Origin of the sequence: Enorma burkinafasonensis (assembly GCF_902150035.1) — a bacterium.
GTDB lineage: Bacteria > Actinomycetota > Coriobacteriia > Coriobacteriales > Coriobacteriaceae > Enorma > Enorma burkinafasonensis.
The window spans coordinates 61,797-87,387 of record NZ_LR597505.1; the positions used below are offsets into that span (position 1 = coordinate 61,797).

Annotated in this window: 20 protein-coding genes; 10 read left to right on the top strand and 10 right to left on the bottom strand. The window is 68.8% G+C overall.

Going from position 1 to position 25,591, the window contains the following annotated elements; all coding sequences use genetic code 11:
- Window positions 1-8 precede the first annotated feature (8 nt).
- From ftsX to secA, 7 genes are all read right to left on the bottom strand, one after another.
- The gene (ftsX, locus tag FS885_RS04295; protein WP_144743771.1) at window positions 9-926 is read right to left on the bottom strand and encodes a permease-like cell division protein FtsX; all 918 of its coding nucleotides are present in this window, start codon (window positions 924-926) and stop codon (window positions 9-11) included.
- Entirely contained in the window at window positions 913-2,073 is a 1,161-nt protein-coding gene (gene ftsE / locus FS885_RS04300; protein WP_144743772.1) for a cell division ATP-binding protein FtsE, read from the bottom strand. Before ftsE ends, ftsX begins: the two co-directional genes overlap by 14 nt.
- Window positions 2,074-2,212: 139 nt before the next feature.
- Window positions 2,213-3,139, bottom strand: a complete 927-nt coding sequence (locus FS885_RS04305; protein ID WP_144743773.1) for a transketolase family protein — start codon at window positions 3,137-3,139, stop codon at window positions 2,213-2,215.
- Between the two features lie 3 nt (window positions 3,140-3,142).
- Entirely contained in the window at window positions 3,143-4,045 is a 903-nt protein-coding gene (locus tag FS885_RS04310; RefSeq protein WP_144743774.1) for a transketolase, read from the bottom strand.
- Window positions 4,046-4,200: 155 nt separating this feature from the next.
- On the bottom strand, window positions 4,201-5,106 hold the full coding sequence (locus FS885_RS04315) for a YitT family protein (RefSeq protein WP_144743775.1): 906 nt from the start codon (window positions 5,104-5,106) through the stop codon (window positions 4,201-4,203).
- A 184-nt stretch (window positions 5,107-5,290) separates the two neighbouring features.
- Entirely contained in the window at window positions 5,291-6,433 is a 1,143-nt protein-coding gene (gene prfB, locus FS885_RS04320) for a peptide chain release factor 2 (RefSeq protein WP_144743776.1), read from the bottom strand.
- Window positions 6,433-9,249: a preprotein translocase subunit SecA gene (gene secA / locus FS885_RS04325; protein WP_144743777.1), complete on the bottom strand. Its 2,817-nt coding sequence runs from the start codon at window positions 9,247-9,249 to the stop codon at window positions 6,433-6,435. Before secA ends, prfB begins: the two co-directional genes overlap by 1 nt.
- Window positions 9,250-9,537: 288 nt before the next feature.
- Here secA and FS885_RS04330 point away from each other — a divergent pair, with 288 nt between their 5' ends.
- Window positions 9,538-10,086 carry a pyridoxamine 5'-phosphate oxidase family protein gene (locus tag FS885_RS04330; protein ID WP_222419877.1) on the top strand — a complete coding sequence of 183 codons (549 nt, stop codon included), beginning with the start codon at window positions 9,538-9,540 and terminating at the stop codon, window positions 10,084-10,086.
- Between the two features lie 121 nt (window positions 10,087-10,207).
- Here FS885_RS04330 and rpmE read toward each other — a convergent pair whose 3' ends face one another.
- Window positions 10,208-10,648 (bottom strand): 50S ribosomal protein L31, encoded by a 441-nt coding sequence (rpmE, locus tag FS885_RS04335; protein ID WP_144743779.1) that lies wholly within the window; start codon window positions 10,646-10,648, stop codon window positions 10,208-10,210.
- Between the two features lie 262 nt (window positions 10,649-10,910).
- Between rpmE and FS885_RS04340 the strand changes: the two genes are divergently transcribed.
- The 6 genes from FS885_RS04340 to FS885_RS04365 all read left to right on the top strand — a co-directional run bounded on the left by FS885_RS04340 (window position 10,911) and on the right by FS885_RS04365 (window position 19,279).
- Window positions 10,911-11,198, top strand: coding sequence for an ACT domain-containing protein (locus FS885_RS04340; protein WP_144743780.1), 288 nt, complete (start codon window positions 10,911-10,913; stop codon window positions 11,196-11,198).
- A 127-nt stretch (window positions 11,199-11,325) separates the two neighbouring features.
- Window positions 11,326-12,741 (top strand): citrate synthase, encoded by a 1,416-nt coding sequence (locus FS885_RS04345; RefSeq protein WP_144743781.1) that lies wholly within the window; start codon window positions 11,326-11,328, stop codon window positions 12,739-12,741.
- A 206-nt stretch (window positions 12,742-12,947) separates the two neighbouring features.
- Window positions 12,948-14,768 (top strand): NAD(P)-binding protein, encoded by a 1,821-nt coding sequence (locus tag FS885_RS04350; RefSeq protein ID WP_144743782.1) that lies wholly within the window; start codon window positions 12,948-12,950, stop codon window positions 14,766-14,768.
- Entirely contained in the window at window positions 14,762-16,504 is a 1,743-nt protein-coding gene (locus FS885_RS04355) for a [FeFe] hydrogenase, group A (RefSeq protein ID WP_144743783.1), read from the top strand. The genes FS885_RS04350 and FS885_RS04355 overlap by 7 nt, the downstream gene beginning before the upstream one ends.
- 170 nt (window positions 16,505-16,674) lie before the next feature.
- Entirely contained in the window at window positions 16,675-17,814 is a 1,140-nt protein-coding gene (locus FS885_RS04360; RefSeq protein ID WP_222419878.1) for an ABC transporter substrate-binding protein, read from the top strand.
- A 10-nt stretch (window positions 17,815-17,824) separates the two neighbouring features.
- Window positions 17,825-19,279 carry an ATP-binding cassette domain-containing protein gene (locus tag FS885_RS04365; RefSeq protein ID WP_144743784.1) on the top strand — a complete coding sequence of 485 codons (1,455 nt, stop codon included), beginning with the start codon at window positions 17,825-17,827 and terminating at the stop codon, window positions 19,277-19,279.
- Between the two features lie 272 nt (window positions 19,280-19,551).
- On the opposite strand, the gene FS885_RS04370 is transcribed toward FS885_RS04365, so the two are convergent.
- Both FS885_RS04370 and FS885_RS04375 read right to left on the bottom strand, forming a co-directional pair.
- Window positions 19,552-20,346 carry a Cof-type HAD-IIB family hydrolase gene (locus FS885_RS04370; protein WP_144743785.1) on the bottom strand — a complete coding sequence of 265 codons (795 nt, stop codon included), beginning with the start codon at window positions 20,344-20,346 and terminating at the stop codon, window positions 19,552-19,554.
- 108 nt (window positions 20,347-20,454) lie between these two features.
- Window positions 20,455-22,287, bottom strand: coding sequence for an adenine deaminase (locus FS885_RS04375; protein ID WP_246060771.1), 1,833 nt, complete (start codon window positions 22,285-22,287; stop codon window positions 20,455-20,457).
- A 256-nt stretch (window positions 22,288-22,543) separates the two neighbouring features.
- Here FS885_RS04375 and FS885_RS04380 point away from each other — a divergent pair, with 256 nt between their 5' ends.
- The 3 genes from FS885_RS04380 (at window position 22,544) to FS885_RS04390 (ending at window position 25,541) form a co-directional block, all read left to right on the top strand.
- The gene (locus tag FS885_RS04380) at window positions 22,544-22,948 is read left to right on the top strand and encodes a hypothetical protein (RefSeq protein ID WP_144743786.1); all 405 of its coding nucleotides are present in this window, start codon (window positions 22,544-22,546) and stop codon (window positions 22,946-22,948) included.
- A gap of 220 nt (window positions 22,949-23,168) precedes the next feature.
- Entirely contained in the window at window positions 23,169-24,086 is a 918-nt protein-coding gene (locus FS885_RS04385) for a LysR family transcriptional regulator (RefSeq protein ID WP_144743787.1), read from the top strand.
- Between the two features lie 171 nt (window positions 24,087-24,257).
- A complete protein-coding gene (locus FS885_RS04390) occupies window positions 24,258-25,541 on the top strand; it encodes a putative ABC transporter permease (RefSeq protein ID WP_144743788.1) in 1,284 nt (427 codons plus the stop codon).
- Window positions 25,542-25,591 lie beyond the last annotated feature (50 nt).

Sequence of the window (25,591 nt, forward strand, 5' to 3'; positions counted from 1 at the left end):
GCGGTACGCTACACCTTGAGGTAGCGCCTCATGGCGATCGCGGAGCCGAACAGGCCGATCACGATGCCCACGACCACGAGCGCGCCGTACGTCATGAGGAAGATGTCGAGCGGCACGTCGAACGACAGCCAGCTCACCATCGTATGCAGGCGCGGCATGAGCAGGTTGCGGATGAGCTCGAGCACGCCGATGGAGAGGGCGGCACCGAGCAGGGCCTGCAGCACGCCCTCCGTGATGAACGGCCCGCGAATGAAGCCGTTCGAGGCGCCCACGAGGCGCATGATGGCGATCTCGCGGCGACGCGCCGTGATGGAGAGGCGGATGGTGTTGTTGATGAAGATGAAGGCGATGAAGGTCAAGAGCGCCACGAGCACGATGAGCGCGACGCGGATGTAGCCGGTGATCTGGAAGAGGCGGCCGACCTCCTCCTGGCTGTAGAGGACGCTGCCGTCGACGTCGCCGCCGTCGGCGATCGCCTGGAAGCCGGGGTCCTCCTTGATGCGGTCGGCCATGGCCTCGACCTGCGAGGAGTCCTCCATCTCGATCACGAACGAGCGCGGCAGCGGGTTCTCGCCGTCGAGCGCGGAGAGCGTGGAGTCGGCGTTATCGGTCATGCCCTGCCAGGCCTCGAGCGCCTCATCCTTGGAGCGGAAGTCGACGTTCGCGACGTTGTCCCAGCTCTCAAGCGTGGCGCGGAACGCCTCGACGTCCTCGTCGGACGCCTCGTCCGAGATGAACGCGTTGATGGTGACCGAGTCCTCGATCGTGCCGATGGCCGAGGTGATCATGGCGGAGCCGATGATGAACAGGCCGATGATGAACAGCGACAGGAAGATGGTGATGACCGCGCCGACCGACGTGGTCCAGTTGCGGCCGAAGTGGCTGAAGGCCTCGCGCAGCGAGTAGCCGAGGTTAGAAGGCGCCATAGTTACCGTAGCCTCCCCTCTCCTGGTCGCGGATGACATGGCCTGCCTCGAGCGCGATCACGCGCCGGTGCATGGAGTCGACCATCTCGCGGTCATGGGTGGCCACGATGACCGTGGTACCCGTACGGTTGATGCGCTCCAAGAGCTTCATGATGCCCAGCGAGATCGCCGGGTCGAGGTTGCCCGTGGGCTCGTCGCAGATGAGCAGCGGCGGTCGGTTGACCATCGCGCGCGCGACGTTCACGCGCTGCTGCTCGCCGCCGGAGAGCTGGTCGGGGCGCGACTTCATCTGGTCACCGAGACCCACGAGGCGCAGCACCTCGGGCACCTGGGAGCGGATGACGCCGCGCGGCTTGCCGATGCACTCGAGGGCGAAGGCCACGTTCTCGTACGCGGTCTTGTTGGGCAGCAGGCGGAAGTCCTGGAACACGATGCCCATCTGGCGGCGCAGGTAGGGCACCTTGCGGTTGCGGATGCGGGTGAGGTCCTGGCCCGCCACGATCACGCGGCCGGACGTGGGCTTGACCTCGCGCATGATGGTGCGCAGCAGGGTCGACTTGCCGGAGCCGGAATGGCCCACCAAAAAGACGAACTCACCCGGGTAGATCTCGATGTTGACGTCCTCGAGCGCGGGCTTGTTCGGCTGCGCCGGGTAGACCTTGGTCACGTGCTCCATGAGGATGACGGGCTCGACGCCGGCCTCGCGCGCCATCTTCTTGCGCGAGTCGCCGACCGGCGCGAACACGGACGTGAAGTCCGAGCTCTCGAGCGCGCTGTCGAGGGAGGCGACCTCGTCGGCCTGGTCGGCGGTCACCGCGGGCACCGCGGGCGCGGTGACGTCCGGCACGCGGACGCCGGCGCTCGCCATGAACGCGCCGGTGTCGCTCGGCGACACGGCAGGCGCCGCGGGCGCGGGCACGTTGAGGATGGGGTTGAGCGGCGCCTGGGCCGCCGCATCGTCAATGGATGGGTGATAGGCGAACGGATCCTGCGCCGCATCGGCGTCGAGGGACGGTGCCGCAGACGACGGGTTCAGCGAAGGCTGCTGAGCCGGTTCCGAGGAGTACGCGAAGTGCGAAGCAGGCTGCGTTTCCTGATGCAGCGGAGCATCCTGCCCGTCACTCGGCTTGCGAAAGTGGCTTCCCACAGAGGCTCCTTCAAGTCGTGCGATTGAACTACAGACCTGCCTATTGTAGCAGGAACGACCCATATGCACAGAAACAGCAACGGACGCCGCCGCCCGCTCGGGGCGACGGCGTCCGACGGTCGCATGTATACGCGATGTCCTAGCGTCCGAGCACCTCGCGCACGCGGCGCGCGATGCCCGCCGCGTCGATGCCGTAGTGGGCGAGCAGCTCCGCGGCGCCGCCCGACTGGCCGAAGGTGGTGAGGCCGAGGCGGGTCACCTGGACGGGGTGCTTCTCGGAGAGGAGCTCAGCCACGGCGGAACCCATGCCGCCGTAGACGCTGTGCTCCTCCACCGTGAGCACACGCCCGCACTTGGCGGCGGAGGCGATGATGGTCTCCTCGTCGAGGGGCTTCACGCTCATGATATCCACGACCTCGGCGGAGACGCCCTCGGCTGCGAGCTCCTCGGCGGCCTTGAGGGCATGCGCGACCTCGACGCCGCACGCCATGATCGAGATGTCCGCGCCCTCGCGGAGCACCCGCGCGAACGGCAGCTCGCAGGAGAAGTCGTCACCGTAGACCTCGGGCAGCGGCTCGCGGCCCAATCGCACGTAGAAGGGGCCGGGGGTCTTCGCGGCCAGGCGGATCGCCGCCTTGGCGCTCGCGTAGTCGGCGGGCACGAGCACGCGCATGCCGGGGAGCACGCGCATGAGCGCGATGTCCTCGAGCATCTGGTGCGTGGCGCCGTCGGCGCCCACGGTGATGCCCGCGTGCGTGGGGCAGACCTTCACGTCGAGGCCGGAGTCGCACACGGTGTTGCGGATCTGCTCGTAGCAGCGGCCGGAGCCGAACACGGCGAACGAGCCCGTGAAGACCGTGCGCCCGGTGAGCGCGAGGCCCGAGGCCACGCCGATCATGTTCTGCTCGGCGATACCCACGTCGACCAGGCGGTCGGGGTAGGCGGCACCGAACTTGGCCGTGGTGGTCGAGCCGCACAGGTCGGCGTCGACCGCCATGATATCCATGCCCGCCTCGACGAGCTCGATGAGTGTCTCGCCGAACGCGGCACGCGTCGCCTTCGCCATCGCTTACGCCTCCTTAACGGCGCGGGCGAGCTCATCGCCGGCCGCATCGATCTCTGCCAGGGCGGTCTTCGCCTGCTCGGCGCTCGGCGCGTTGCCGTGCCAGCCCACCTGGTCCTCCATGAACGAGACGCCCTTGCCCTTGACGGTGGCGCAGACGATGGCCGTGGGCGCGCCCTCGTGCGCGACGGCGGCCTCGAGCGCGGCGCGCACCGCCGGCACGCTGTGGCCGTCGGTGACGGTGATGACGTTCCAGCCGAACGCCTCGAAGCGCGCGTCGAGCGGCTGCACGGCGCACACGTCGCTCACGTGGCCGTCGATCTGCAGGTTGTTGCTGTCGACGATGGCGACGAGGTTGTCGAGGCCCTGATGCGACGCGAACATCGCGGCCTCCCAGTTCTGGCCCTCCTGCAGCTCGCCGCCGCCGAGCAGGACGAACGCGCGGCGGGGCGCGGCGCCCTCGCGGGCGGCGTCGAGCTTCATGCCGAGCGCCATGCCGGAGGCGACGGACAGGCCCTGGCCGAGCGAGCCGGTGCAGACCTCGACGCCGGGGCAGGCGTGGCAGTCGGGATGGCCCTGCAGGCGCGAACCGAACTTGCGCAGGGTGGCGAGCTCCTCATGCGGCAGGTAGCCCACCTGCGCGAGCACGGCGTAGAGCGCCGGCGCCGCGTGCCCCTTGGAGAGCACGAAGCGGTCGCGCTCGGCGCACTCCGGGTCGGCGGGGTCGTAGCCCATCACGCCGGAGAAGAAGAGCGTCGCCATGATGTCGGTCGCCGAAAGCGACCCACCCGGGTGCCCGCTGCCCGCCGCCGCGAGCATCTCGATCTCGTCGCGGCGCATGCGGTTGGCGATGAGGGCGATCTCCTCGTCGCTCCGCGCGCAGGCACGCCTGAGCTGTTCAGTTGCCATGTCCATCCCTTCGAAGTAGGAAGTCGCCAAAGACGGGTTCATCATAGCAGCTACAACCCGCCCCGCAGGACCGGCGCGCCCCTGCACCATCTTTTCGCAACGTGCAGGAAACCTTATGCGGACAAAGCCGCCTTGCCGCCCGCGGCGGCCCTTACTTACTTCCCAAGCTCCTTGAAACCCTCACCCATCGCCTCGTTGACGTCGGTGATGATCACGATGGCGTCGGGGTCGCGCTCGAGCACGATGGCCTTGAGGTAGGAGACCTCGCGTGGGCTCAGCACCACCATGAGCACGGGGCGCTTCTCGCCGCTCCACATGCCGATGGCGTCCAGGCAGGTCACGCCACGCACCATGCCGTGCATGATGTCGTGAGAGATCTCGTCGTAGCGGCGCGAGATGATGAAGGCCGCGCGCTCGCGGTTGCCTCCGTCGACCACCATGTCGATCACGTAGCCGGCGAGCACCATCGAGAGCGCCGCGTAGAGCGCGTTCGTGAGCGAGAAGACCGGGATGGACGCCGCGCACACGGCCACGTCGAGCGCCATGACCGTGCCGCCCACGGGAAACGAGGTCTTGCGCGAGATGATCTGCGCGATGGTGTCCGAGCCGCCGGTGTTGCCGCCCGCGCGGAACACGAGCCCGTAGCCGATGCCCGAGATGATGCCGCCCCACAAGGCCGAGAGCACGAGCTCGCCCTGCTCGATCATGTCGGCGAGCGGCATGAAGAGGTCGCAGAAGAAGCCGAAGAGCACGAACCCGGTGACGGTCTGGACCACGTAGCGGACCCCTCCCGTACGGAGCACCAGCAAGAGCAGCAGCGCGTTCATCACGATGGTCTGAAGACCAATGGGCAGGTAGAACCCGTAGCTGTTCGCCACCGCGGAGAGGATGGTCGCGAGACCCGTGAGGCCGCCCGCCGCGAGCCCGTTGGGGACCATGAAGAGGTCGACCGCGAGCGCGGCGATCGCGCAGCCGGCGACCACGATGGGCAGGTCGCGCACGAAACGAGAACGGATGAGGCGCTTGATGCGCTCCCTGGTTTGGCTAGGCCTGGTCGCCATGGCCCGCTCCTCTCTGCGCACGGCCGCCGCTACGCGGCGCACCGCCGTACCCTAACAGGCGCATGACGTCGGATGATATGCATCTGGAGGCCGTGGCGGGCAGCAGCCGCCATCCGGCCAGAAGGATTGTAGCACGCGCGGGCGCGCCCCGTAACCCCACCTGTATTACGTTGTCTGGTCTACGTCACTCCGCGGCCGTCTCGGCGTTGCCGGTCGCCCACCGGTGGTAGCCGATGATGAACGGGTCCAGGTCGCCGTCCTCGAGCACCGCGTCGACGTTGCCCGTCTCCACGCCCGTGCGCAGGTCCTTGACCATCTGGTAGGGATACAGCACGTAGCTGCGGATCTGGTTGCCGAACCCGATATCGGTCTTGGGGCCGCGGATCTCGTCCAGGGCCTCCTCGCGCTTCTGGAGCTCGAGCTCGAAGAGGCGCGCCTTCAGGATCTGCATGCACGCCGCCTTGTTCTGGATCTGGCTGCGCTCGTTCTGGCAGGTGACGACGATGCCCGTGGGCAGGTGCGTCACGCGGACCGCCGAGTCGGTGGTGTTGACGCCCTGGCCGCCGGGACCGCTCGCGTGGTAGACGTCCACGCGGATGTCGTCCGGGGCGATCTCGATCTCGATGTCGTCGGGCAGAACCGGGATGACCTCGACGCCAGCGAACGTCGTCTGGCGGCGCTTCTTGAGGTCCGTGGGGCTGATGCGCACGAGGCGGTGCACGCCGGCTTCGGCGCGGAGCATGCCGAACGCGTCCTTGCCCTCGACCGTGAAGGTCGCGCGGTCGATGCCGATGACCTCGGCGGCGGGGCAGTCGTTCACCGTGACCTTCCAGCCGCGGCGCTCGCAGTACTTCATGTACATCTTGAAGAGCATGAAGGTCCAGTCCTGGGCCTCCAGGCCGCCCTGGCCGGGCTTGATGGTCACGATGGCGTCGCCGTGGTCGAACTCCCCGGTGAACCAGCTGGAGAGCTCCATCTGGTCGATCCCCTGCTTGAGCGCGGCGACGGTCGACGCCGCCTCGCCCAGGAACTCGGCCGCCTCGTCGGCATCGTCCATCTCGGAGGCGAGCTCGAAGGCGGCGCGCACGTCGGCGAGCTGGCCCTCGGCGCGCGCGAAGGACTCGACATCGTCTTTCGCCGCCGAGAGCTCGGCCATGGTGGCGCGGGCGCGGTCGGCGTCGTCCCAGAAGCCCGGCTGCGCGCTCAGGCGCTCGAGCTCGGCCACGCGGCCGCGCTTCTCATCGAGGTGCAGGTAGGTCTCGACCTCGGCGAGCCGGGCGGCGAGCACGTCGAGCGCCTCGGGCGTGATGTCGCTGATCTCGGCCATTAGCGGTTCCTGCCGTGGCAGTTCTTGAACTTCTTGCCGCTGCCGCAGGGGCAGGGGTCGTTTCTGCCCACGTTCGCGAAGGGGTCGCCGCTCTCGGCCTTGACGAAGGTCTTGACCTTGCCTTGGGCCGGTGCGGGCGCGCGCCCGACGGCGTTCGCCGCCTGCGCCGCGGCCTCGCGACGGAACGTCGAGGAGCCACCCGCCCCGTCGACGTCGGCGGGGCCCGAGAAGTGGGCGCCGCGCAGCGGGGCGTCGTCCTCGGTGCGCTGCGTCGCGCGCGGGGCCTGCTTGACCTCGATGCGCAGCACGGTGCGCAGGTAGTCCTCGTACATCGTGTCGACGAGGATGTGGAACGCGTGGTGCGCCTCGGCCTTGTACTCGGTGAGCGGGTCGCGCTGGCCGAAGCCGCGAAGCCCGATGCCCTGCTTGAGGTAGTCCATCTCCTGCAGGTAGCTCATCCAGCGGGTGTCGATGACGCGGAGCATGACCTGGGTGTTGAGGTCGCGCATGAGCTCCTCGCCCAGGCGGGCGGCCTTCGCGTCGTAGCGCTCGGTCACGTAGGCGTGGACGCGCTCGACGAGCTCGTCGTAGGAGGCGTCCTCGAACTCGGGGGCGTCGTGGTCGCCGGTGAGCTCAACGACCCACTTGCGCAGGCCCTCGAGGTCGCGCTCGCCCTCGCGGGAGTCCTTCGGGCAGAACTCCGCGACGCAGCGCGCCACCGTGTCCGCGATGACCGTATCGATGTGCTCGGTGAGGTCCTTGCCGTCCAGGATCTTGTTGCGCTCGGCGTAGATCTCCTTGCGCTGCGTGTTCATGACGTCGTCGTACTCGAGGACGTTCTTGCGCATGGAGAAGTTGATGTTCTCGACCTTGCGCTGGGCGCCCTCGACGGCCTTCGAGATCCACTTGTGCTGGAGCGGCAGGTCCTCCATGTCGGCGCCCTGCATGAGACCGGAGATCTTGTCCATGCGATCGCCGCCGAACAGGCGCATGAGGTCGTCCTCGAGCGAGAGGTAGAACTGCGTCTCGCCGGGGTCGCCCTGGCGGCCGGAGCGGCCGCGCAGCTGGTTGTCGATACGGCGGCTCTCGTGCCGCTCGGTGCCGATCACCACAAGGCCGCCCGCGGCGACGACCTGCTCGTGCTCCTTCTTGCAGATCTCCTCGGCCTCGAGGCCGGCGCGCTCGAGCTCCGCGGCGTGGCGCTCCTCGAAGCCCTCGGCCTCCGGGTCGAGACCGAGCGCGTCGACCATCTCGTGCGCGAGCTCCTCGGGGTTGCCGCCGAGCAGGATGTCCGTGCCGCGGCCGGCCATGTTGGTCGCGATGGTCACCGCGCCCAGGCGGCCCGCCTGCGCGACGATGTGCGCCTCGCGCTCGTGGTACTTGGCATTCAGGACCTCGTGCTTGATGCCGCGCTTGTCGAGCAGGCGCGAGAGCTTCTCGGAGCTCTCGATCGAGACGGTGCCCACGAGCACCGGCTGGCCCGCCGCATGGCGCTCGGCCACCTCGTCGGCGACGGCGCGGTACTTGGACTCGACGGTGCGGTAGACGAGGTCGTCGTGGTCGATGCGGATGACCGGCTTGTTGGGCGGGATGACCTGGACCGGCAGGTTGTAGATCTGGCGGAACTCGGCGTCCTCGGTGAGCGCGGTACCCGTCATGCCCGAGAGCTTGTCGTAGAGGCGGAAGTAGTTCTGCAGGGTGATGGTGGCAAGGGTCTGGTTCTCCTCGCGCACGAGCACGCCCTCTTTGGCCTCGATGGCCTGGTGCAGGCCCTCGGAGTAGCGCCTGCCCTCCATGATGCGGCCCGTGAACTCGTCGACGATCTTGACCTCGCCGTTCACGACCACGTACTGCTTGTCGCGGTGGAACATGTACTGGGCCTTGAGCGCCTGCTGCAGGTGGTTCACGAGCTGGCCGGAGAGGTCGGCGTAGATGTCGTCGATGCCGAGGCGCTGCTCGATCTTCTTGAGGCCGCGCTCGGTGGCGGCGATCGTGTGCTTCGCCTCGTCCATCACGAAGTCGCCGTCGGGCTCGGGCGCGGGCTCGGGGCTGAGCGGGTCGCGCACGACCTCGGGCGCGCGCTTGAGGCCGCGCACGGCGCGGGCGAAGTCCTTGTAGGTGCTCGCCGACTTGGTGCCCTGGCCGGAGATGATGAGCGGGGTGCGCGCCTCGTCGATCAAGATCGAGTCGACCTCGTCGACGATGGCGTAGACGTGCCCGCGCTGGACGCGCTGCTCGGGCCGGACGACCATGTTGTCGCGCAGGTAGTCGAAGCCGAACTCCGAGTTGGTGCCGTAGGTGACGTCGGCCGCGTAGGCCGGGCGCTTGGCGTCGAGCCGCATGCCGTTCTGCAGCAGGCCGACCTCCATGCCCAGGAAGCGGTAGATGCGCCCCATCCACTCGGAGTCACGCTTGGCGAGGTAGTCGTTCACGGTGACGATGTGCACGCCCGTGCCGGGGATGGCGTTCAGGTAGCCGGCGAGCGTGGAGACGAGCGTCTTGCCCTCGCCGGTCTTCATCTCGGCGATCTGCCCCTCATGGAGCGCCATGCCGCCGATGAGCTGCACGTCGAAGTGGCGGAGCCCCGTGGTGCGGCGGCTCGCCTCGCGCACGACGGCGAAGGCCTCGGGCAGAAGGTCGTCGAGCGTCTCCCCCGCCTCGTAGCGCTCGCGGAAGAGCTCGGTCTGGCGGGCGAGCTCGGCGTCGTCCATCTTCTCGTACGTCGGCTCGAGCTCGTTGATGCGCTGGACGGTCTTCTGGTAGCGCTTGAGCTCCTTGTCGGCACCGACGGAAAGGATTTTAGAGAACAGTCCCATGCGATGACCCTTCTGCATTGCAAGAGGTCGCGGCACCGCCCGCGCGGCTTCGCGCGCGAACCCGATATGCCGCCCCTCCGATGGGCATACTCAGACTGCTTAACTCTAGCCGTTTGCCGTGCGCGCTGCATGCAGGTTGCGTATGCGCACGGAGAAACCATGCGAGGGCGCCCGGCGCGGGAGACGCGCCGTCGCAGGCGCACTGGCCAAACGCGTGCGCGATGCGCATACTAAAGGGAGCCCGCACCGCGGTCGCCACCCTACCCGGAAAGGACCGACATGAAACCCATGAGGCTACACAAACGCGAGGTCACCGATATCGACGAGCTCAAGTCGATCGTGGAGGCGTGCCGGACCGTGCGCATCGGCGCCGCGGACGGAGAGGGCATGTTCATCGTGCCCATGAGCTTCGGCTTCGAATGGGACGCCGAGGACGCGGGCAGCGGCGCCCCGCATCTCACCCTCTGGCTCCATTCCGCCGCCGAGGGCCGCAAGAGCGAGGCGTTCAGCGCTGGCGGCGCTGACGGGGTGCCGGTCGCCATCGAGATGGACTGCGAGGACGGGGTCATCACCGGCCCGTACGCCTGCCAGTATTCCTTCGCCTTCCGCAGCATCATGGGCTCGGGCCGCATCTACCCGGTCGCGAGCGGCGAGGACAAGGTCTTCGGCCTCACCAAGATCATGGAGCACCTGGCGCCTAAGGCGCCCGTCGCGTTCGGCCCCGGGATCATCGAGCGCACGAGCGTCTGGCGCATCGAGGTCGACCGCTTCACGGGCAAGCGCCGCGCGCCCAAGGCGGCAGCCGTCGAGCCCACGACCGCCCCGAAGCAACCGTAGCCCCGCGACAGAGCGCGCATGCGCCCCGCCGCGCGACGGGCATCGTGCCTTGCAAACGAGAGACCCCCGCACCGCAGTTCAGATGCGGTACGGGGGTCCTGACGTTCCTATGACGGAAGCGCTACTCGGCAGCGGTCTCCTCGGCGGCGGGAGCCTCCTCGGCTGCGGCCTCAACCGGAGCCTCGGCGGCCTTGGCGGCCTCCTCCTCGGCCTTCTTGGCGGCCTCGGCCTCGAACTTGGCGGCGCGCTTGGCCTTCTCGGCGGCCTTGGCCTCGCGCTCGGCGGCACGACGGGCGGCCTCCTCCTCGGCCTTCTTGGCGCGCTCGGCCTTCTTGGCGGCCTCGCGCTCGAGGGCGGCCTGGGCGGCGCCACCGAACTTGTCGGCGAAGCGCTGGACGCGTCCGCCGGTGTCGACGAACTTCTGCTGGCCCGTGTAGAACGGGTGGCACTCGTTGCAGAGCTCGACGCGGATCTCGGGGACGGTGGCACGGGTCACGAAGGTGTTGCCGCAGGAGCAGCGCACCGTGCACTCCATGTACTCGGGATGGATTCCAGGTTTCATGCAGGGACTCCTTATACTCGTGTCCTGGTTTCCGACCAGGACGTATAGGCGCCTTGGTTTCCGACCAAGGCAAGACAACTCGCTAAGGATAGCACAGCCCACCAAAGGCCGTGCGAATCGGCACCGGCCCACAAAGGCTCCACGCCCCCGCAGCCGGCCCGTAACAAAGCCGCCCGGACGGCCGCGCGCGCAAGGCGTCCGCTAGAATGGGTAGAACGCCGCTACAGGCACCGGCCGGATCGACCCGGAAGAAAGGCATCCGATGGCAGACACCGATTCCAACCGCATCGTCATCATCGTCTTGGGCAAGAACCGCCCCGGCATCGTCGCGGACATCTCGAAGGTGCTCGGCGACGAGCACGTGGACATCCGCGAGATCACGCAGAGCATCATCGACGACATCTTCACGATGACCATGATCGCCGACATGGGCGCGTGCGCCTCGGACTTCACCACGCTGCAGGGGAAGCTCGCGGACGAGGGCGCCCGCCTGGGCATCGACGTGCGCATCCAACGCGAGGATGTCTTCAACTACATGTACCGGCTGTAAGCCGGGCAGTCTGGGCGACGCATCTGGAAGAACCGACAAGGCCCGAGCCGCATCGGGGGGCGGGCCAGCGCGGAATGGCACGCGCGGCCGCGGCGGACTCCACCATGCGAACCGGAGGTAACGCGCCATGAAGATGACCGAGATCGACACCAACCACCTGAGCCTCGCCGAGCGATCCGTGATCGACTTCGCCTCGACGCGCGAGATCGGCCCCGCCACCGAGCGGCTCTACGCCGGCGCGGCGACCGCCCCGTACAACGAGGCCCTCTTCCGCGAGCACGACGTCAAGCGCGGCCTGCGCAACGCCGACGGCTCCGGCGTGGTGGCCGGCCTCACGCGCATCTCCGACGTGCACGGCTACCGCAAGGTCGACGGCGCGGTCGTGCCCGACGAGGGCAAGCTCACCATCTGGGGCTACGACATCCAGGAGCTCGTGGACCACGCCCAGCAGGAGCAGCGCTTCGGCTACGAGGAGGTCGTGTTCCTCCTGCTCACCGGCCAGCTCCCCCGCGCCGACGAGCTCGAGGCCCTACGCGCGCGCATCGGCGGGCTGCGCCTGCTGCCGACCGACTACATCCACGAATTCCCGATGACCACCGCCTCGAAGAGCATCATGAACGTGCTCGCGCGCGCCGTGCTCCTGCTCTACGCCTTCGACGAGACGCCCGACGACACGAGCCCCAACCACGAGGTCGACGTCGCGCTCTCGCTTCTCGCGCGCCTGCCGCGCATCGCCGCCATCGCGCACACCACCCGCCAGGCTGAGCTCGAGGGCCGGCGCGCCCACATCCCGCGGCCCGTCGAGACCTATTCCATGGCCGAGACCATCCTGCAGATCCTGCGCGAGGGCGACGACTTCACCCGCGACGAGGCGATGCTGCTCGACGTCATGCTCATGCTCCATGCCGAGCACGGCGGCGGCAACAACTCCACGTTCGCCTGCCGCGTGCTCTCCAGCTCCGCGACCGACGCCTACTCCGCCTACGCGGCGGCGATCGGCTCGCTCAAGGGCCCGCGCCACGGCGGCGCCAACTCCAAGGTCATGGCCATGCACGAGGACATCCGCTCCCACGTGCGCCGCTGGGACGACGACGGCGAGGTGGCCGGCTACCTCATGAAGATCCTGAACCGCGAGGCCTTCGACGGGGCGGGGCTCATATACGGCATGGGGCACGCGGTCTACACGCTCTCTGACCCGCGCGCGCAGCTGTGCCGCCGCTACGCCAGAAACCTCGCCGAGCAGAAGGGACTCGGCGAGGAGTTCGCGCTCATCGAGCGCATCGAGCGGCTCGCCCCGCAGGTCATGCGCGAGGAGCGCGGCACCACGAAGCCCATCTGCGCGAACATCGACCTCTACACCGGCTTCATCTACAGCATGCTCGGCGTGCCGGAGGACCTCTTCACCCCCATCTTCGCCGTCGCGCGCACGGCCGGTTGGGCGGCGCACCGCATGGAGGAGCTCTACGGCGCGAACCGCATCATCCGCCCGGCGTACAACTCGGTGATGGAGGACGTGACCTACGTCCCGCTCGCCGAGCGCTAGGACGGCCCGGCACCGGGCAGCGCAGCAGACCCCGAGAGCGCCGGGGCCGGTTCACGCCGGTCCCGGTCTTTTCATGCAGCCGACCGTTCACCGGCCGATTCCGCCCGCTCGCGCGAACCCCTCCCCCGGCGTCACGCTAGAGTAAAGGTTCGGACGTCGGCCCGCCGTATCGCCCACGGGGGCCGAAGTGCAGAGAGGGGAACCGTATGCTGTTTGAGAACGACAGCTCATATGGCGCGCTCGGCGAGATGTGCGCCAACACGAGCCGCCGCCTGGGCGCGAACGCCCGCGGCACCTGCCCCGTCGACATGACACGGGCGCTCGTGGGCGTGGCGCACGCCCAGAGCTGCGGCAAGTGCACGCCGTGCCGCGTGGGCCTGGGCGCCATGACCGACATGCTCGAGGAGATCATCGGCGGCACCGCCGAGGCGGGCACCATCGAGCGGCTCGAGGACCTCGCGGAGCAGATCCGCGTGAGCTCCGACTGCGCGGTGGGCTACCAGGCGGCCGAGCAGGTGCTCATGTCCATCAAGGCGTTCCGCGACGACTTCGAGTACCATGCCGAGACGGGCCGCTGCCTGCGCAGCTCGAGCCAGGGCGTGCCCTGCGTGGTGAGCTGCCCCGCGCACGTGGACATCCCGGGCTACATCGCGCTCACCGCGGCCGGCCGCTTCGAGGAGGCCGTCGAGCTCATCCGCAAGGACAACCCGTTCCCCTCGGCCTGCGCGTACGTGTGCGAGCACCCCTGCGAGGAGACCTGCCGCCGCACCATGGTGGACGACGCCGTGAACATCCGCGGCATCAAGCGCTACGCCGTCGACCACGCGACCGCGCCGCGCGCCTCGGACCGGGGCCCCGCCACCGGCAAGCGCGTCGCCGTCGTGGGCGCCGGCCCCTCGGGCCTCACCTGCGGCTACTTCCTCGCCCGCATGGGGCACGAGGTCGTGGCCTTCGAGCAGCGCGAGAAGGCGGGCGGGATGCTTCGCTACGGCATCCCCAACTACCGCCTGCCCAAGACCATCCTGGATGACGAGATCGCCTCCATCGAGGCCGCCGGCGTCGAGATCCGCTGCGGCGTCACCGTGGGCGAGGACGTGACGCTCGACGAGCTCGAGCGCGACTTCGACGTCGTCTACATCGCCATGGGCGCGCACGGCGACAAGAAGCTCCGCATGCCCGGCGAGGACGCCGAGGGCGTCGTGCCCGCGGTCGAGATGCTCCGCGAGATCGGCCTCGGGCACACGCCCGACTACACCGGTCTCGAGGTGTGCGTGGTGGGCGGCGGCAACGTCGCCATGGACGCCGCGCGCTCCGCGGTGCGCTGCGGCGCCAAGCGCGTCACCGTGGTCTACCGTCGCCGCACGGCCGATATGACCGCCCTCGCCGAGGAGATCGAGGGCACGATCGCCGACGGCTGCGAGATCGCCGACCTCATGGCGCCGCTCGAGATCCTGACCGACGATGCCGGCCGCGTGCGCGCGCTCAAGGCGCAGCCGCAGATCATCGGCCCGGTGAAGCGCGGCCGTCCCGCGCCCGTCGAGGCCGAGCGCCCGGCGCACGAGTTCCCCTGCCAGGTGGTCATCATCGCCATCGGCCAGGACATCCAGTCCGACTACTTCGCCGATGCGGGCCTGCCCACCAGCTGGAAGCAGTTCGATGTCGACGACACGCTCGCGGTGCCCGGGCATCCCGGCATCTTCAGCGGCGGCGACTGCATGCGCGGGCCGGCGACCGTGATCCTCGCCATCGCCGACGGCAAGAAGGCGGCCCGCTCGATCGACACCTACCTTGGCTTCCATCATGCCGTCTCCGTGGACATCGACCTGCCCACGCCGCGCCTCGACGACCGCGTCCCCTGCGGCCGCTCGGTGCTCGGCGAGCGCCCGACCGAGGAGCGCGTGCACGACTTCGACCTGGTCGAATACGGCCTCTCCGAGCAGGAGATCCGCCAAGAGACGCTCAGGTGCCTGAACTGCGACCACTTCGGCTGCGGCATCCTGCATGAGGAAGGACGTATGTCATGGTAACCGTAACTATCGACGGCACGCCCTTCGAGGCGTGCGAGGACGCGACCATCCTCGAGGTCGCCCGCGACCACCGCATCGAGATCCCGACGCTTTGCTACCTGCGCGACATCAACGAGATCGGCGCCTGCCGCGTATGCCTCGTCGAAGTCGAGGGGATCGACCACCTGGTGGCAGCCTGCAACAACAGGGTCGCCGACGGCATGGTCGTGCACACCGACACCCCGCGCGTGCGCCGCGCCCGCGCCGCCAACCTGCAGCTCATCCTCTCGCGCCATGACCGGCGCTGCCCCACATGCTTCCGCAACGGCACCTGCCAGCTGCAGGCGCTCGCCGACCGCATGAACGTGCACGAGGTCCCCTACACCACGTTCTTCGAGACCAAGCCCATCGACGCGCGCTTCCCGCTCGTCCGCGAGCCCGAGAAGTGCGTGAACTGCCTGCGCTGCGTCTCGACCTGCCAGAAGGTCCAGGCGCTCGGCGTGTGGGACCTCGTGGACTCCGGCAGCCGCGCGCACGTCGACGCTATCGCCGAGGACGAGTGCGCCTACTGCGGCCAGTGCATCGCCAACTGCCCCACGGGTGCCCTGCACGAGCGCGACGACACCGACGAGGTCTTCGCCGCCATCAACGATCCCGACAAGATCGTCATCGCGCAGGTCGCGCCCGCCGTGCGTTCCTCGTGGGCGGAGTACCTCGACCTGCACGGCAAGCGCGCCACGACCGGCCGCATGGTCGCCGCCATCCGCCGCCTGGGCTTCGACTACGTCTTCGACACCGACTTCGCCGCCGACGTCACCATCATGGAGGAGGGCAGCGAGCTCATCGAGCATCTCAAGGAGGGCGCCGAGGGCCCGATGTTCACCTCCTGCTGCCCCGGCTGGGTCCGCTTCGTGAAGACGCGCTACCCCAAGCTCGCCGCCAAGCTCTCGAGCACCAAGTCGCCGCAGCAGATCTTCGGCGCCCTCGCCAAGACCTACTACGCACAGCTGCTCGACGTCGACCCGTCCCGCATCTACGTGGTCTCCTACATGCCGTGCGTCGCCAAGAAGATGGAGGCCGCCTACCCCGGCATGGACTCCACGGGCATCGGCCCCGACGTCGACGCCGTCCTCACCGTGCGCGAGCTCACGCGCCAGCTGCGGTCGCGCTTCGTGAACGTCGACCTGCTCGACGAGGAGGAGTTCGACACGCCGCTCGGCATCGCGACGGGCGCGGGCCACATCTTCGGCGTGACGGGCGGCGTCATGGAGGCGGCGCTCCGCTCGGCCTACTACTTGGTCACCGGTGAGAACCCCGATGCGGACGCCTTCCGCGACGTGCGCTCCGAGGGCCCGGAGCGCGGCTGGCGCGAGCGCGAGTTCGACCTCGACGGGCGCACGCTCAAGGTCGCCGTGGCGAGCGGCCTCGCGAACGCCGACGCCCTCTGCCGCGCGCTCGAGCGCGGCGAGGTCGCCTACGACTTCGTCGAGATCATGGCGTGCCCGGGCGGCTGCGTGGGCGGCGGCGGGCAGCCCATCATCGAGGGTTTCAACCTCTCCGCCGACCGCGGCTGCACGCTGCGCATCATCGACGAGCAGAGCGAGCTGCGCTTCAGCCACGAGAACCCGGCGGTCCAGGCCTGCTACCGGGACTTCCTGGGCTCCCCGCTCTCCGAGCGCGCCGAGGAGCTCCTGCACTCCGACCACGCGGACTGGAAGATGCCCTTCCGCGTTGACCGCGCGGGCGCGCCCGCCTAGCGAACCGGACGCGGCGCCCGAGGCAGGCTCGCGCCCGGGCACCGCGCACGCGGCACAAGGCCCCTTGGGAGCACCGGTGGCACCGGGCGGCCGTCGGCGGCGCGCCGAGGCCGCACCGGACCGCGCGCTATACTGGCTTGAAGACACCTCCACCACGGTAAGGAGCCCCCATGCGTATGGATTCCCAGATGGTCACGATCAGCCGCCGCACCCTCATGGGCGCCGCGGGCGCCACCCTCGCCGGACTCGGCCTCGCCGCCTGCACCGGCGAGCCCGCAGGCACCGGCAGCGCCGGCTCCGCCTCCGGCAGCGCACCCGCCGCGGGCGAGGTCGTGACCACCATGCGCGTGGGCGCGCTCCAGGGCCCCACCGGCATGGGGCTCATCGGCCTCATGGACGGCACCGGCGCGGTCGAGGAGCTCGCCGCGGCGAACGGCACCGAGCTTACCGAGGACTCCCCCGTGGGCAAGAACCCCGCCGGGCTCGATGCGCTCGCCAACAGCTACGAGTTCACGCTCGCCGGTTCAGCCGACGAGCTCGCCCCGCAGCTCATCCAAGGCGACCTCGACGTGCTCTGCGTGCCCGCCAACCTCGCGGCGACCCTCTACCAGAAGACCGAGGGCGCGCTCACGGTGCTCTGCGTGAACACGCTCGGCGTGCTCGACATCGTCGAGGCGGGCGATACCGTGCACGAGATCGCCGACCTCGCCGGCCGCACCATCTACTCGGCCGGGCGCGGATCCACCCCGCAGTACGCCCTCGAGTACCTGCTCCGCGAGAACGGGGTCGATCCCGAGGCGGATGTCACCATCCAGTGGGTGAGCGAGCACGCCGAGTGCCTCGCGGCGCTCCAGACGGACCCGAGTATCGTGTGCATGCTGCCCCAGCCGTTCGCCACGAGCGCCCTCGCGCAGGTGGAAGGCGCGCGCATCGCGCTCGACCTCACCGAGGCGTGGAACGAGACGGCGCAGGCGAACGGCTCCGACTCGCAGCTCATCACCGGCGTCGCCGTGGCCCGCCGCGCGTTCACCGACGAGTTCCCCTCCACGGTCTCCGAGTTCTTGGACGCCTACGCCGCCTCTGTGGACTTCGTGAACGACGACCCCGCCACGGCGGCTCAGCTCATCGGTGCCGCGGGGATCATCGCCGCCCCGGTCGCCGAGAAGGCGATCCCCTACTGCAACATCGTCTGCATGACGGGCGACGAGATGCGCTCCGGCCTCGAGGGCTATCTCGAGACGCTCTACGACGCCGATCCCGAGTCCGTCGGCGGCGCGCTGCCCGCAGACGACTTCTACTACGAGGCGTAAGGGCGAGCCCATGCGCCGCACCCGCAAGCGCCTCGCCCCCTGGGCCGTCGTTGCCTGGGTCGCGCTTTGGCAGGTCGCCTCGATGGCCTGGGACAGCCCGCTGCTGCTCCCCGGCCCCCTCGAGGTCGGAGCGCGCCTCGCCGCGCTCGTGCCCGACCCCGCGTTCTGGCGGCGCGTCGCCTTCTCGCTCGCGCGCATCGCCGCGGGCTTCGCGGCGGGGGCGGTCGCGGGCGGCATCGGGGCGCTCGCCGCGTCGCGCTGGCGCGCCGTCGAGGACCTGCTCGCCCCGCCCATGGCGCTCGCGAAAAGCGTTCCGGTCGCCTCGATCACGGTGCTCGCGCTCGTGTGGCTGCGCGCCGCGAACCTCGCGGTGCTCGTCGTCATGCTCGTCGTCGTGCCCTTGGTGTACGAGAGCATGCTGGGCGGCCTGCGCTCGACCGACCCCGCGCTCGATGAGGCGGCGGCTCTGTTCGGCATCGGAGGCGGGCGGCGCCTGCGCTTTCTCGTCATGCCGCGGCTCTACCCCCACCTCGAGGCGGCACTCGGCACCGCCCTCGGCATGGCCTGGAAGGCCGGCGTCGCGGCCGAGGTCATCGGCATCCCCGCGGGCTCGCTCGGCGAGGCCGTCTACGACGCGAAGGTCTACTTCGACACCGCCGGGCTCTTCGCCGTGACGATCGCCGTCGTCGCGGCGAGCTCGCTCACCACGTGGCTCGTGCGCTCGGCGCTCCGCGCGCTCGAGCCGGTCGCCTGCGGCGGCGCGGGGCATGCGCGGCGCTTCGAGGCGGTTGACGGGCGGGGCGTCGATTCCGCCGCGGCGTCGATGGGGGGCACCGACGCCCAGGCGGGGCTCGCGCTCGAGGGCATCTCCAAATCCTATGGCGCGCGCACCGTGCTCGAGGATGTCGCGTTCTCCGTGCGGCCGGGAACCCCCGCCTGCCTCATGGCGCCCTCCGGCTCGGGCAAGACGACGCTTCTGCGCATCGTCGCGGGCCTGGAGCGAGCCGATCGCGGCACGGTGATCATGGATGACGAGCCGCGCTGGTTGCCGCGGGTCTCGATGGCGTTCCAAGACGACCGCCTGGCCGACCAGGCGAGCGCGCTTGCCAACGTGCGCCTGCCGCTCGAGCCGGGCGGCACGGCGTGGAACCGGGCGCCCGAGCTGCTGCGCGCCCTCGGCATCGGCGCGCGCATGCACTCCCCCGCCGGCACCTGCTCGGGTGGCGAACGCAAGCGCATCGCGCTCGCCCGGGCGCTCCTCGCTCCCCATGACATCCTGCTGCTCGACGAGGCCTTCTCGGGTCTCGACGACGATGCGCGCGCGAAGGCCGCAGCCGTCGTCCGCGAGCGTGAGGGCTCCTCGGTCGTGATCGCCGCCACGCACGACCGGCGCGATGCCGAGTTGCTCGGTGCGCGCATCGTCACGTTGCCCGCTGCCGAGCGAGCGAACGAGGCGCCGGCATAGCGCTACGATGCCAAACGATCAACGATCGTAGAAACTTGAAGTACCCTATCGTAATTATTCTGCATTTTTATATATAATTTTGCATTATTTTTACGATAGTAGCTGTCGATGAGGGCGATTCACGGTTCATTTTTTCATCGAATGGTCGGCCAACGCGGCGCGGGGAATGACAAGCCGGCACGGCTCGACCGGCACGGTGCGGGGAATCACGAGCCGGCATGGCCCGACAGGCACGAAGCGACGAGAGACGGGCAGGCGACGGCGGCGATTCCCTATCCCAGCTCCTCCAGCAGCTTGCGCATCTCGTTTTGCACGGCGTGCTCGCGGTTGGAGCCCACGACGCGGTTCGCCACCGCCTTGAGCGCCGGGCGCGCGTTCTCCATGGCGCAGCCGCAGCCCGCGAAGCGGATGATCTCGTAGTCGTTCATGGAGTCGCCGAACGCCATGACCTCATCGGGGGTGAGCCCATAGCGGTTCATGATCTGCTCGATGCCCGTCGCCTTGGAGACGCCGCGCTGCATGGGGTCGACCCAGGCGCTGCCGGAGGGCGCGAAGACGAACTCGTCGCCGAGCTCGCGCGAGAGCGCGTAGGCGTAGTCCATGACGTGCCCGTCGTCGCAGAAGATCGAGGCCTTCAGGATGTTCACGTCGGGCGTGGGCAGAAACCAGATGCGCTCGGCGTTGGGCAGGTCCTTGTCCACCTCACGCACGAACTTGTCCTCGTCGTCGAGCAGAAACGACTTGGTGCGGTCGAAGAGCACCAGGTGCAGGTGCTCGAACATGCCGACCGTCTTGGCCAGCCGCCTGATGGCGAGGTGCGAGAACACCTCGCGGTCGATGAGCTCGCCCGATGCCACGACCTGCGCGCCGTTGGCCGCGACGAAATCCATCTCGTCCACGACCGGCGAGAAGAACTCGCAGAGCTTGTCGAGGCGGCGGCCCGAGGAGGCGGCGAAGTGCACGCCCTTCGCGCGGAGCGCGCGGATGAGGTCGAAGGTCTCGGGCGGTACCTGGCTGTTCTCGTCGAGCAGCGTGCCGTCCATGTCCGATGCGATGAGCTTGATCATACGGGTCCCTTCCGGTATCTGAGCCCGCCCGCAAAGGTAGCGGGCGGGATCGGTCATCCACATGGGCGCTACCCTTATCGAGCGTAGCGCACAATTATTAAGGCGGCGTCACGAAACGAACGAGAACTTGGTGACGTCGAAGATCCCCTCCGGCCTGATGCGCGCCTCGGGGATCACGGGCAGCGGCAAAAAGATCATGCCCATGATGGGGTCGAGCGGCGGCTCGATGCCCATGGACCGGGCCTCGCGCACGAACGCGTCGTGCTCGCGTGCCACCTCCTCCGCCGCGCCATCGCTCATGAGGCCGCCGAGCGGCAGGTCGAGCTTCGAGACCACCGCCCCGTCGCGCACGAGCACGAAACCGCCCTGGCCGACATGCTCGACGGCAACCTGCATATCGCGCGGATTGTCGCCGACCACGCAGACGTTGTGCGAGTCGTGCCCGATCGTGGAGGCGATGGCGCCTCCCGTGATGGTGAAGCCGCGCACCCAGCCGCGACCGACGTGCGCGCCCACCAGGCCGCTGCCCGCCGGGCCCGTCCCGTCGACACCGGCATCCTGCGCGGCGACGCCGCGGCCGTAGCGCTCGATGAGCATGATGCGGCGAAGCCCCTCGGCGGAGGCGGGCCGCACGAGCCGCGTGATGGCGTTGCCCGGCACGACCTCGATCGCGGCCGATCCCGGCGCGAAGGGGTAGTCGAACACCTCGGGCGCGAGGCGCGGCAGGCGCACCGAGCCGCGCAGGCGCTCCTCGAGGGCGCGCACCCGCTCGCCCGCCGGAGCGATCGAACCCACGAAGCGCCCGTCCTCCGCCACGAGCTCGCCGGCGGCGAAGACCTGGTGCGGCGGCCGCTCGAACGCGAGGTCGTCGAGGACGAGCAGGTCGGCGCGCTTGCCCGGCGCCACGGCGCCGCGACGCTCGAGCGGGTCCGCCGTGCCGTGGTCGAGCCCGAAGCACTCGGCCGTGGACAGCGTCCCCATGGAGACGGCGAGCACCGCATCGATGCCGAGCGAGATCGCAAGACGGCAGGCGTTGTCGATGGTCCCGATGGCGATGGCATCCGACGGCGCGCGGTCGTCCGTGGCGAAGCAGCAGCGCCGCGCCCGACGCGGGTCGTCGAGCACGAGGGGGCCGAGCGCCTCGAGGTCGTGGCTGCAGGTCCCCTCGCGGAGCATGATGTACATGCCGCGCGAGAGCTTGTCGAGCGCCTCGGCTGGGTTCGTGCACTCGTGGTCGGCGATGATCCCGCAGGCGGCGTAGGCGTTGAGGTCGCCGCCGGCGACGAGCGGCGCGTGCCCGTCCACGAGCCCCGAAACCGTCCCCCGCGCGGCATCAATGCGCGCGAGCGTCTCGGAATCCGCCGCCTCGACGCCCGGGTAGTTCATCATCTCGCCCAGGCCGAAGACCTCGCCCGGGTGCTCCGCCATGAAGGCGCGCATGTCCTCGGCGGTGATATCCGCGCCCGCCTGCTCGTCGGGGAGCGCCGGCACGCAGGAGGGCATCATGAACTTGAAGTCGAGCGGGGCGCGGCGGGCGTCCTCGATCATGAAGGAGAGGCCGTCGAGCCCGCAGACGTTCGCGATCTCGTGGGAGTCCGCGATGGCCGTGGTGGTGCCGTGGGCGAGCGCCATGCGCGCGTACTCCGCCGGCCGCACGTTGGATGACTCGATGTGCATGTGCCCGTCGATGAAGCCGGGCGCGAGATAGCGCCCGCCGCAGTCGATGACCTGGGCCGCAGGCGGGTCCGGCACGGCGGCGTCCCGGTCGTCGAGGAGCACGCCCACGATGACGCCGTCCTTCACGGCGACGCGACCGGGCACCACGCGCAGGCCGTACACGTCGACAATCCGCGCGTTCACGAAGAGCGTATCCACCGGCACGCGTCCCTCCGCCGCATCGACCAAGGTCTTCAACATCGCCGTCTGGGATCCCTGCGCCATACGAGCCCCTTTCGCCGTAGCCTTGCCCTCCATCGTACCCATCCGCCGGCGCGTCTTGCGCGGGGCGGGCCGGTTCAAAGCGGCAGGGCGATTCGGTCCGGGAGACGCTATTGTCAATTCCACGTTGATTATCGGCGCCCGCGCTTTGACACGCGCTGCACATACCGCATATACTGCGCCGGTTGTCAATTCGCCATAGGCGGCACCCGCCGCGCATCGGCGACACACGAGACCACGCATAGCGAAAGGAACACCTATGTCCAAGAATCGCAGGGGCGTCCAGGGTATCGGCCTGTTCTTCCTCCTCCTCGGCATCGTCGCCATCGCCACCGCCGCCATCATGTTCTTCGGCGCGAACGACGTCGACCTCCATATCGAGGACGGCGTCCAGATCGCCCAGATGTACGCCATCATCCTCGGCGTCATCGGCCTGTTCCAGGTCGTCGTCGGCATCGTCGGCCTGCGCGCCGCCAAGCACGACAACCTGCTCAAGCCGTTCATGTACCTCTGCACGTTCGTGGCCATCGTCAACATCGCACAGATCGGCATGACCCTCGGCACGGGCGAGGGCGAGATCTGGCAGAACCTCATCCACACCGCCACCGCCATCACCGGCGCGGCCTTCGCCGCCAAGGCGGCTCAGGAGCAGAGCGCCCAGTAGCGCCCGGCCCTATCGCCGCCGTCGGGTTACACGGCCCGACAGCGCGCATCGGATGCGGCCCTCGCCATGCGGGGGCCGTTTTATTTTGCCCCTCGATTATCAACCGGACATTGAGAATCTTCTTCACGCGCGCTCGCGCCCGTGACCTCTATGCTGTTGTGGAACCATCTCGATGCGCGACCCGGCAGCAGGCCGGGGCCCGCAAGGTTAGGACCGGCACGTGAACATCCGTCAATTGCGCTACTTCTACCTCTCCGCCACGCTGGGGAGCCTCACCGACGCCGCGCGCGCCGAGAACGTCTCGGTCCAGGCGGTGTCGAAATCCCTCATGGAACTCGAGGAGGAACTCGGCGGCAAGCTGTTCGAGCGCAAAGGCCGCGGCATCGTCCTCACCCCGCTCGGGGACTCCCTCGTCGACCATGCGCGCTCTGCGGTCGAGAGCTTCGACGCCGTATCCGTCGTCGCCAAGCAGTTCCTGAAGACCGATCGAGCCGAAGGAGACGACGGCTACCGCCTCGCGCTCATCACCCCGCCCTTCGCCAAGCACGACCTCATCTGCGCCGCACTCTCGCGCCTGTTCTCGCGCATGATGCGCACCGACGTGAAGCTCGACATCGCGCTTGGGGCCCAGGCGATGGACGCGCTCGAGCGCGGGGACCTCGATGCCGCGTTCACCGTCGGCAACCTCGACGACCCGCGCTGCACCTGCCTGCCGATCGGCAGCGTGTCCGTGGGCATGTTCGTGGGCCGCCAGCATCCGCTCCGCAAGAAGCGCCTGGTCACCTTCGAGGATCTCGCACCCTATCCCGTCCTCCACAACCAGGAGATCGATGGGTTCAACGAGACCATCCTCGGGAGCTGCCTCAAGCGCGGGCTCGCCTCCCCCGTAGTCGAGATCTCGACCGATGAGGAGGTGGCCGATTTCCTGGAGCAGCAACAGGGCTACATCCTCGGCGTCTACCTCAAGGCACTCGACGTCAAGCCGCTCGCCTTCATGCACAAGATCGATCCCGCGGACGCCCCTGCGGTGCCCGTCTGCATGGTGACCTTGAAGAGCAAGCAGGGTCCTACGACGGAGCGCCTCAACCATTTCGTCTGCCACGAGTTCAGGCACCTTAAGCGCCTCCTGAGCGAGTAGGCCCGTATCGTCAACTCACCATTGATAATCAGGGTGATTCGTTTCGTCTCGTGGTTTCCCGCCGGAATTGTGGTAATGGAGCGCCCTCATGGGCTACCATCTCTAGGGCGGATTCCCGCGAGCCGGGCTACGCCCCTTCCGTTCGTCCAACATGCTGCATTGGATACCATCATGACTACTGCCCCGACGCCCCAGCACGCCGCTGCCGAGCCCGCGGTCAAGAAGGTGCCGTTCATCATCAAGGTGTACGGCCTGCTCTGCCTGATCGACGGCATCGTCACCATCCCCATGATCGCGATCTTCGCCGCCATGGTCGCCTGGGCGCTCCAGACGGACCCCTCGCTCATCACGCTCGGCACCGACCCCACGCTGCCGGTCGTGCTCGCGGCCATCTCGGTCATCGTGACCGGTGCCAACGCCGTCGCGCTCATCGTCTTCGGCCGCTCGCTCATGAAGAGCCGCCGGCGCAACGCGGTGCGCTGGTCCTATGCGCTTATCGCCGCCTCGATCGTGCAGCTCCTCATCACGATCATGCTGCAGGGCATCGGCACCCACCTCGCCGCCCCGCTCATCCAGCTCGGCATCCTCGTCGCGCTCTCCGTCACCGTGGACCCGTCGCTTCGCCAGGAGCGCGAGCTTGAGCGCAAGCTCCGCGACCAGGAGGACCGCGAGGCGGCCGAGGAGGGCATGCTCGGGCGCGACCTCGAGGGCAAGGGCTATATCGAGCTCAACTTCTTCAACCTGTTCTGGGTCTTCGTGGTCTGCTGCATCCTCGGCCTCATCATCGAGACCATCTACCACTTCGCCGTCGTGGTGCCCGGCGAGATCCAGGACCGCGCAGGGCTCCTCTTCGGGCCCTTCTCGCCCATCTACGGCTTCGGCGCCGTGCTCATGACCGTGGCGCTCAACCGCTTCTACAAGGCGAACCCCGTGATCATCTTCGTGGTCTCGGCTGTCATCGGCGGCCTCTTCGAGGCGGCGACCGCCTGGTTCATGCAGGTCGGCTTCGGCGCCGTCGCATGGGACTACACCGGCTCCACCATCTTCGGGCTCTTCCCCGACCCCATTGCCCAGATCTTCGGCGGCCGCACGAGCGCGCTGTTCATGTGCATGTGGGGTGCCCTCGGCTTCGTGTGGATCAAGTTCTGCCTGCCGTGGCTCCTGAAGCTCATCAACATCATCCCCTGGAACCTGCGCTACTCGCTCACCACGGTCTGCGCCGTCCTCATGCTCGTGAACGGCGTCATGACGCTCGAGGCCCTCGACTGCTGGTTCGAGCGCGTCTCGGGCATCGAGCCCACCTCGCCGGTCGAGGAGTTCTATGCCGAGCACTTCGATGACGCGTACATGGCGCACCGCTTCGAGAGCATGACCATCACGCCCGAGGACTCCGGCCGTGTCGACACCGCGGCGCAAGTCGCCGCCGACGAGGTCGCGGAGTCGCTCGTGGCATAGCGCACCGCACCATACCGTTCCGACCAGGGCCGCGTCCCCCTATGGGTGCG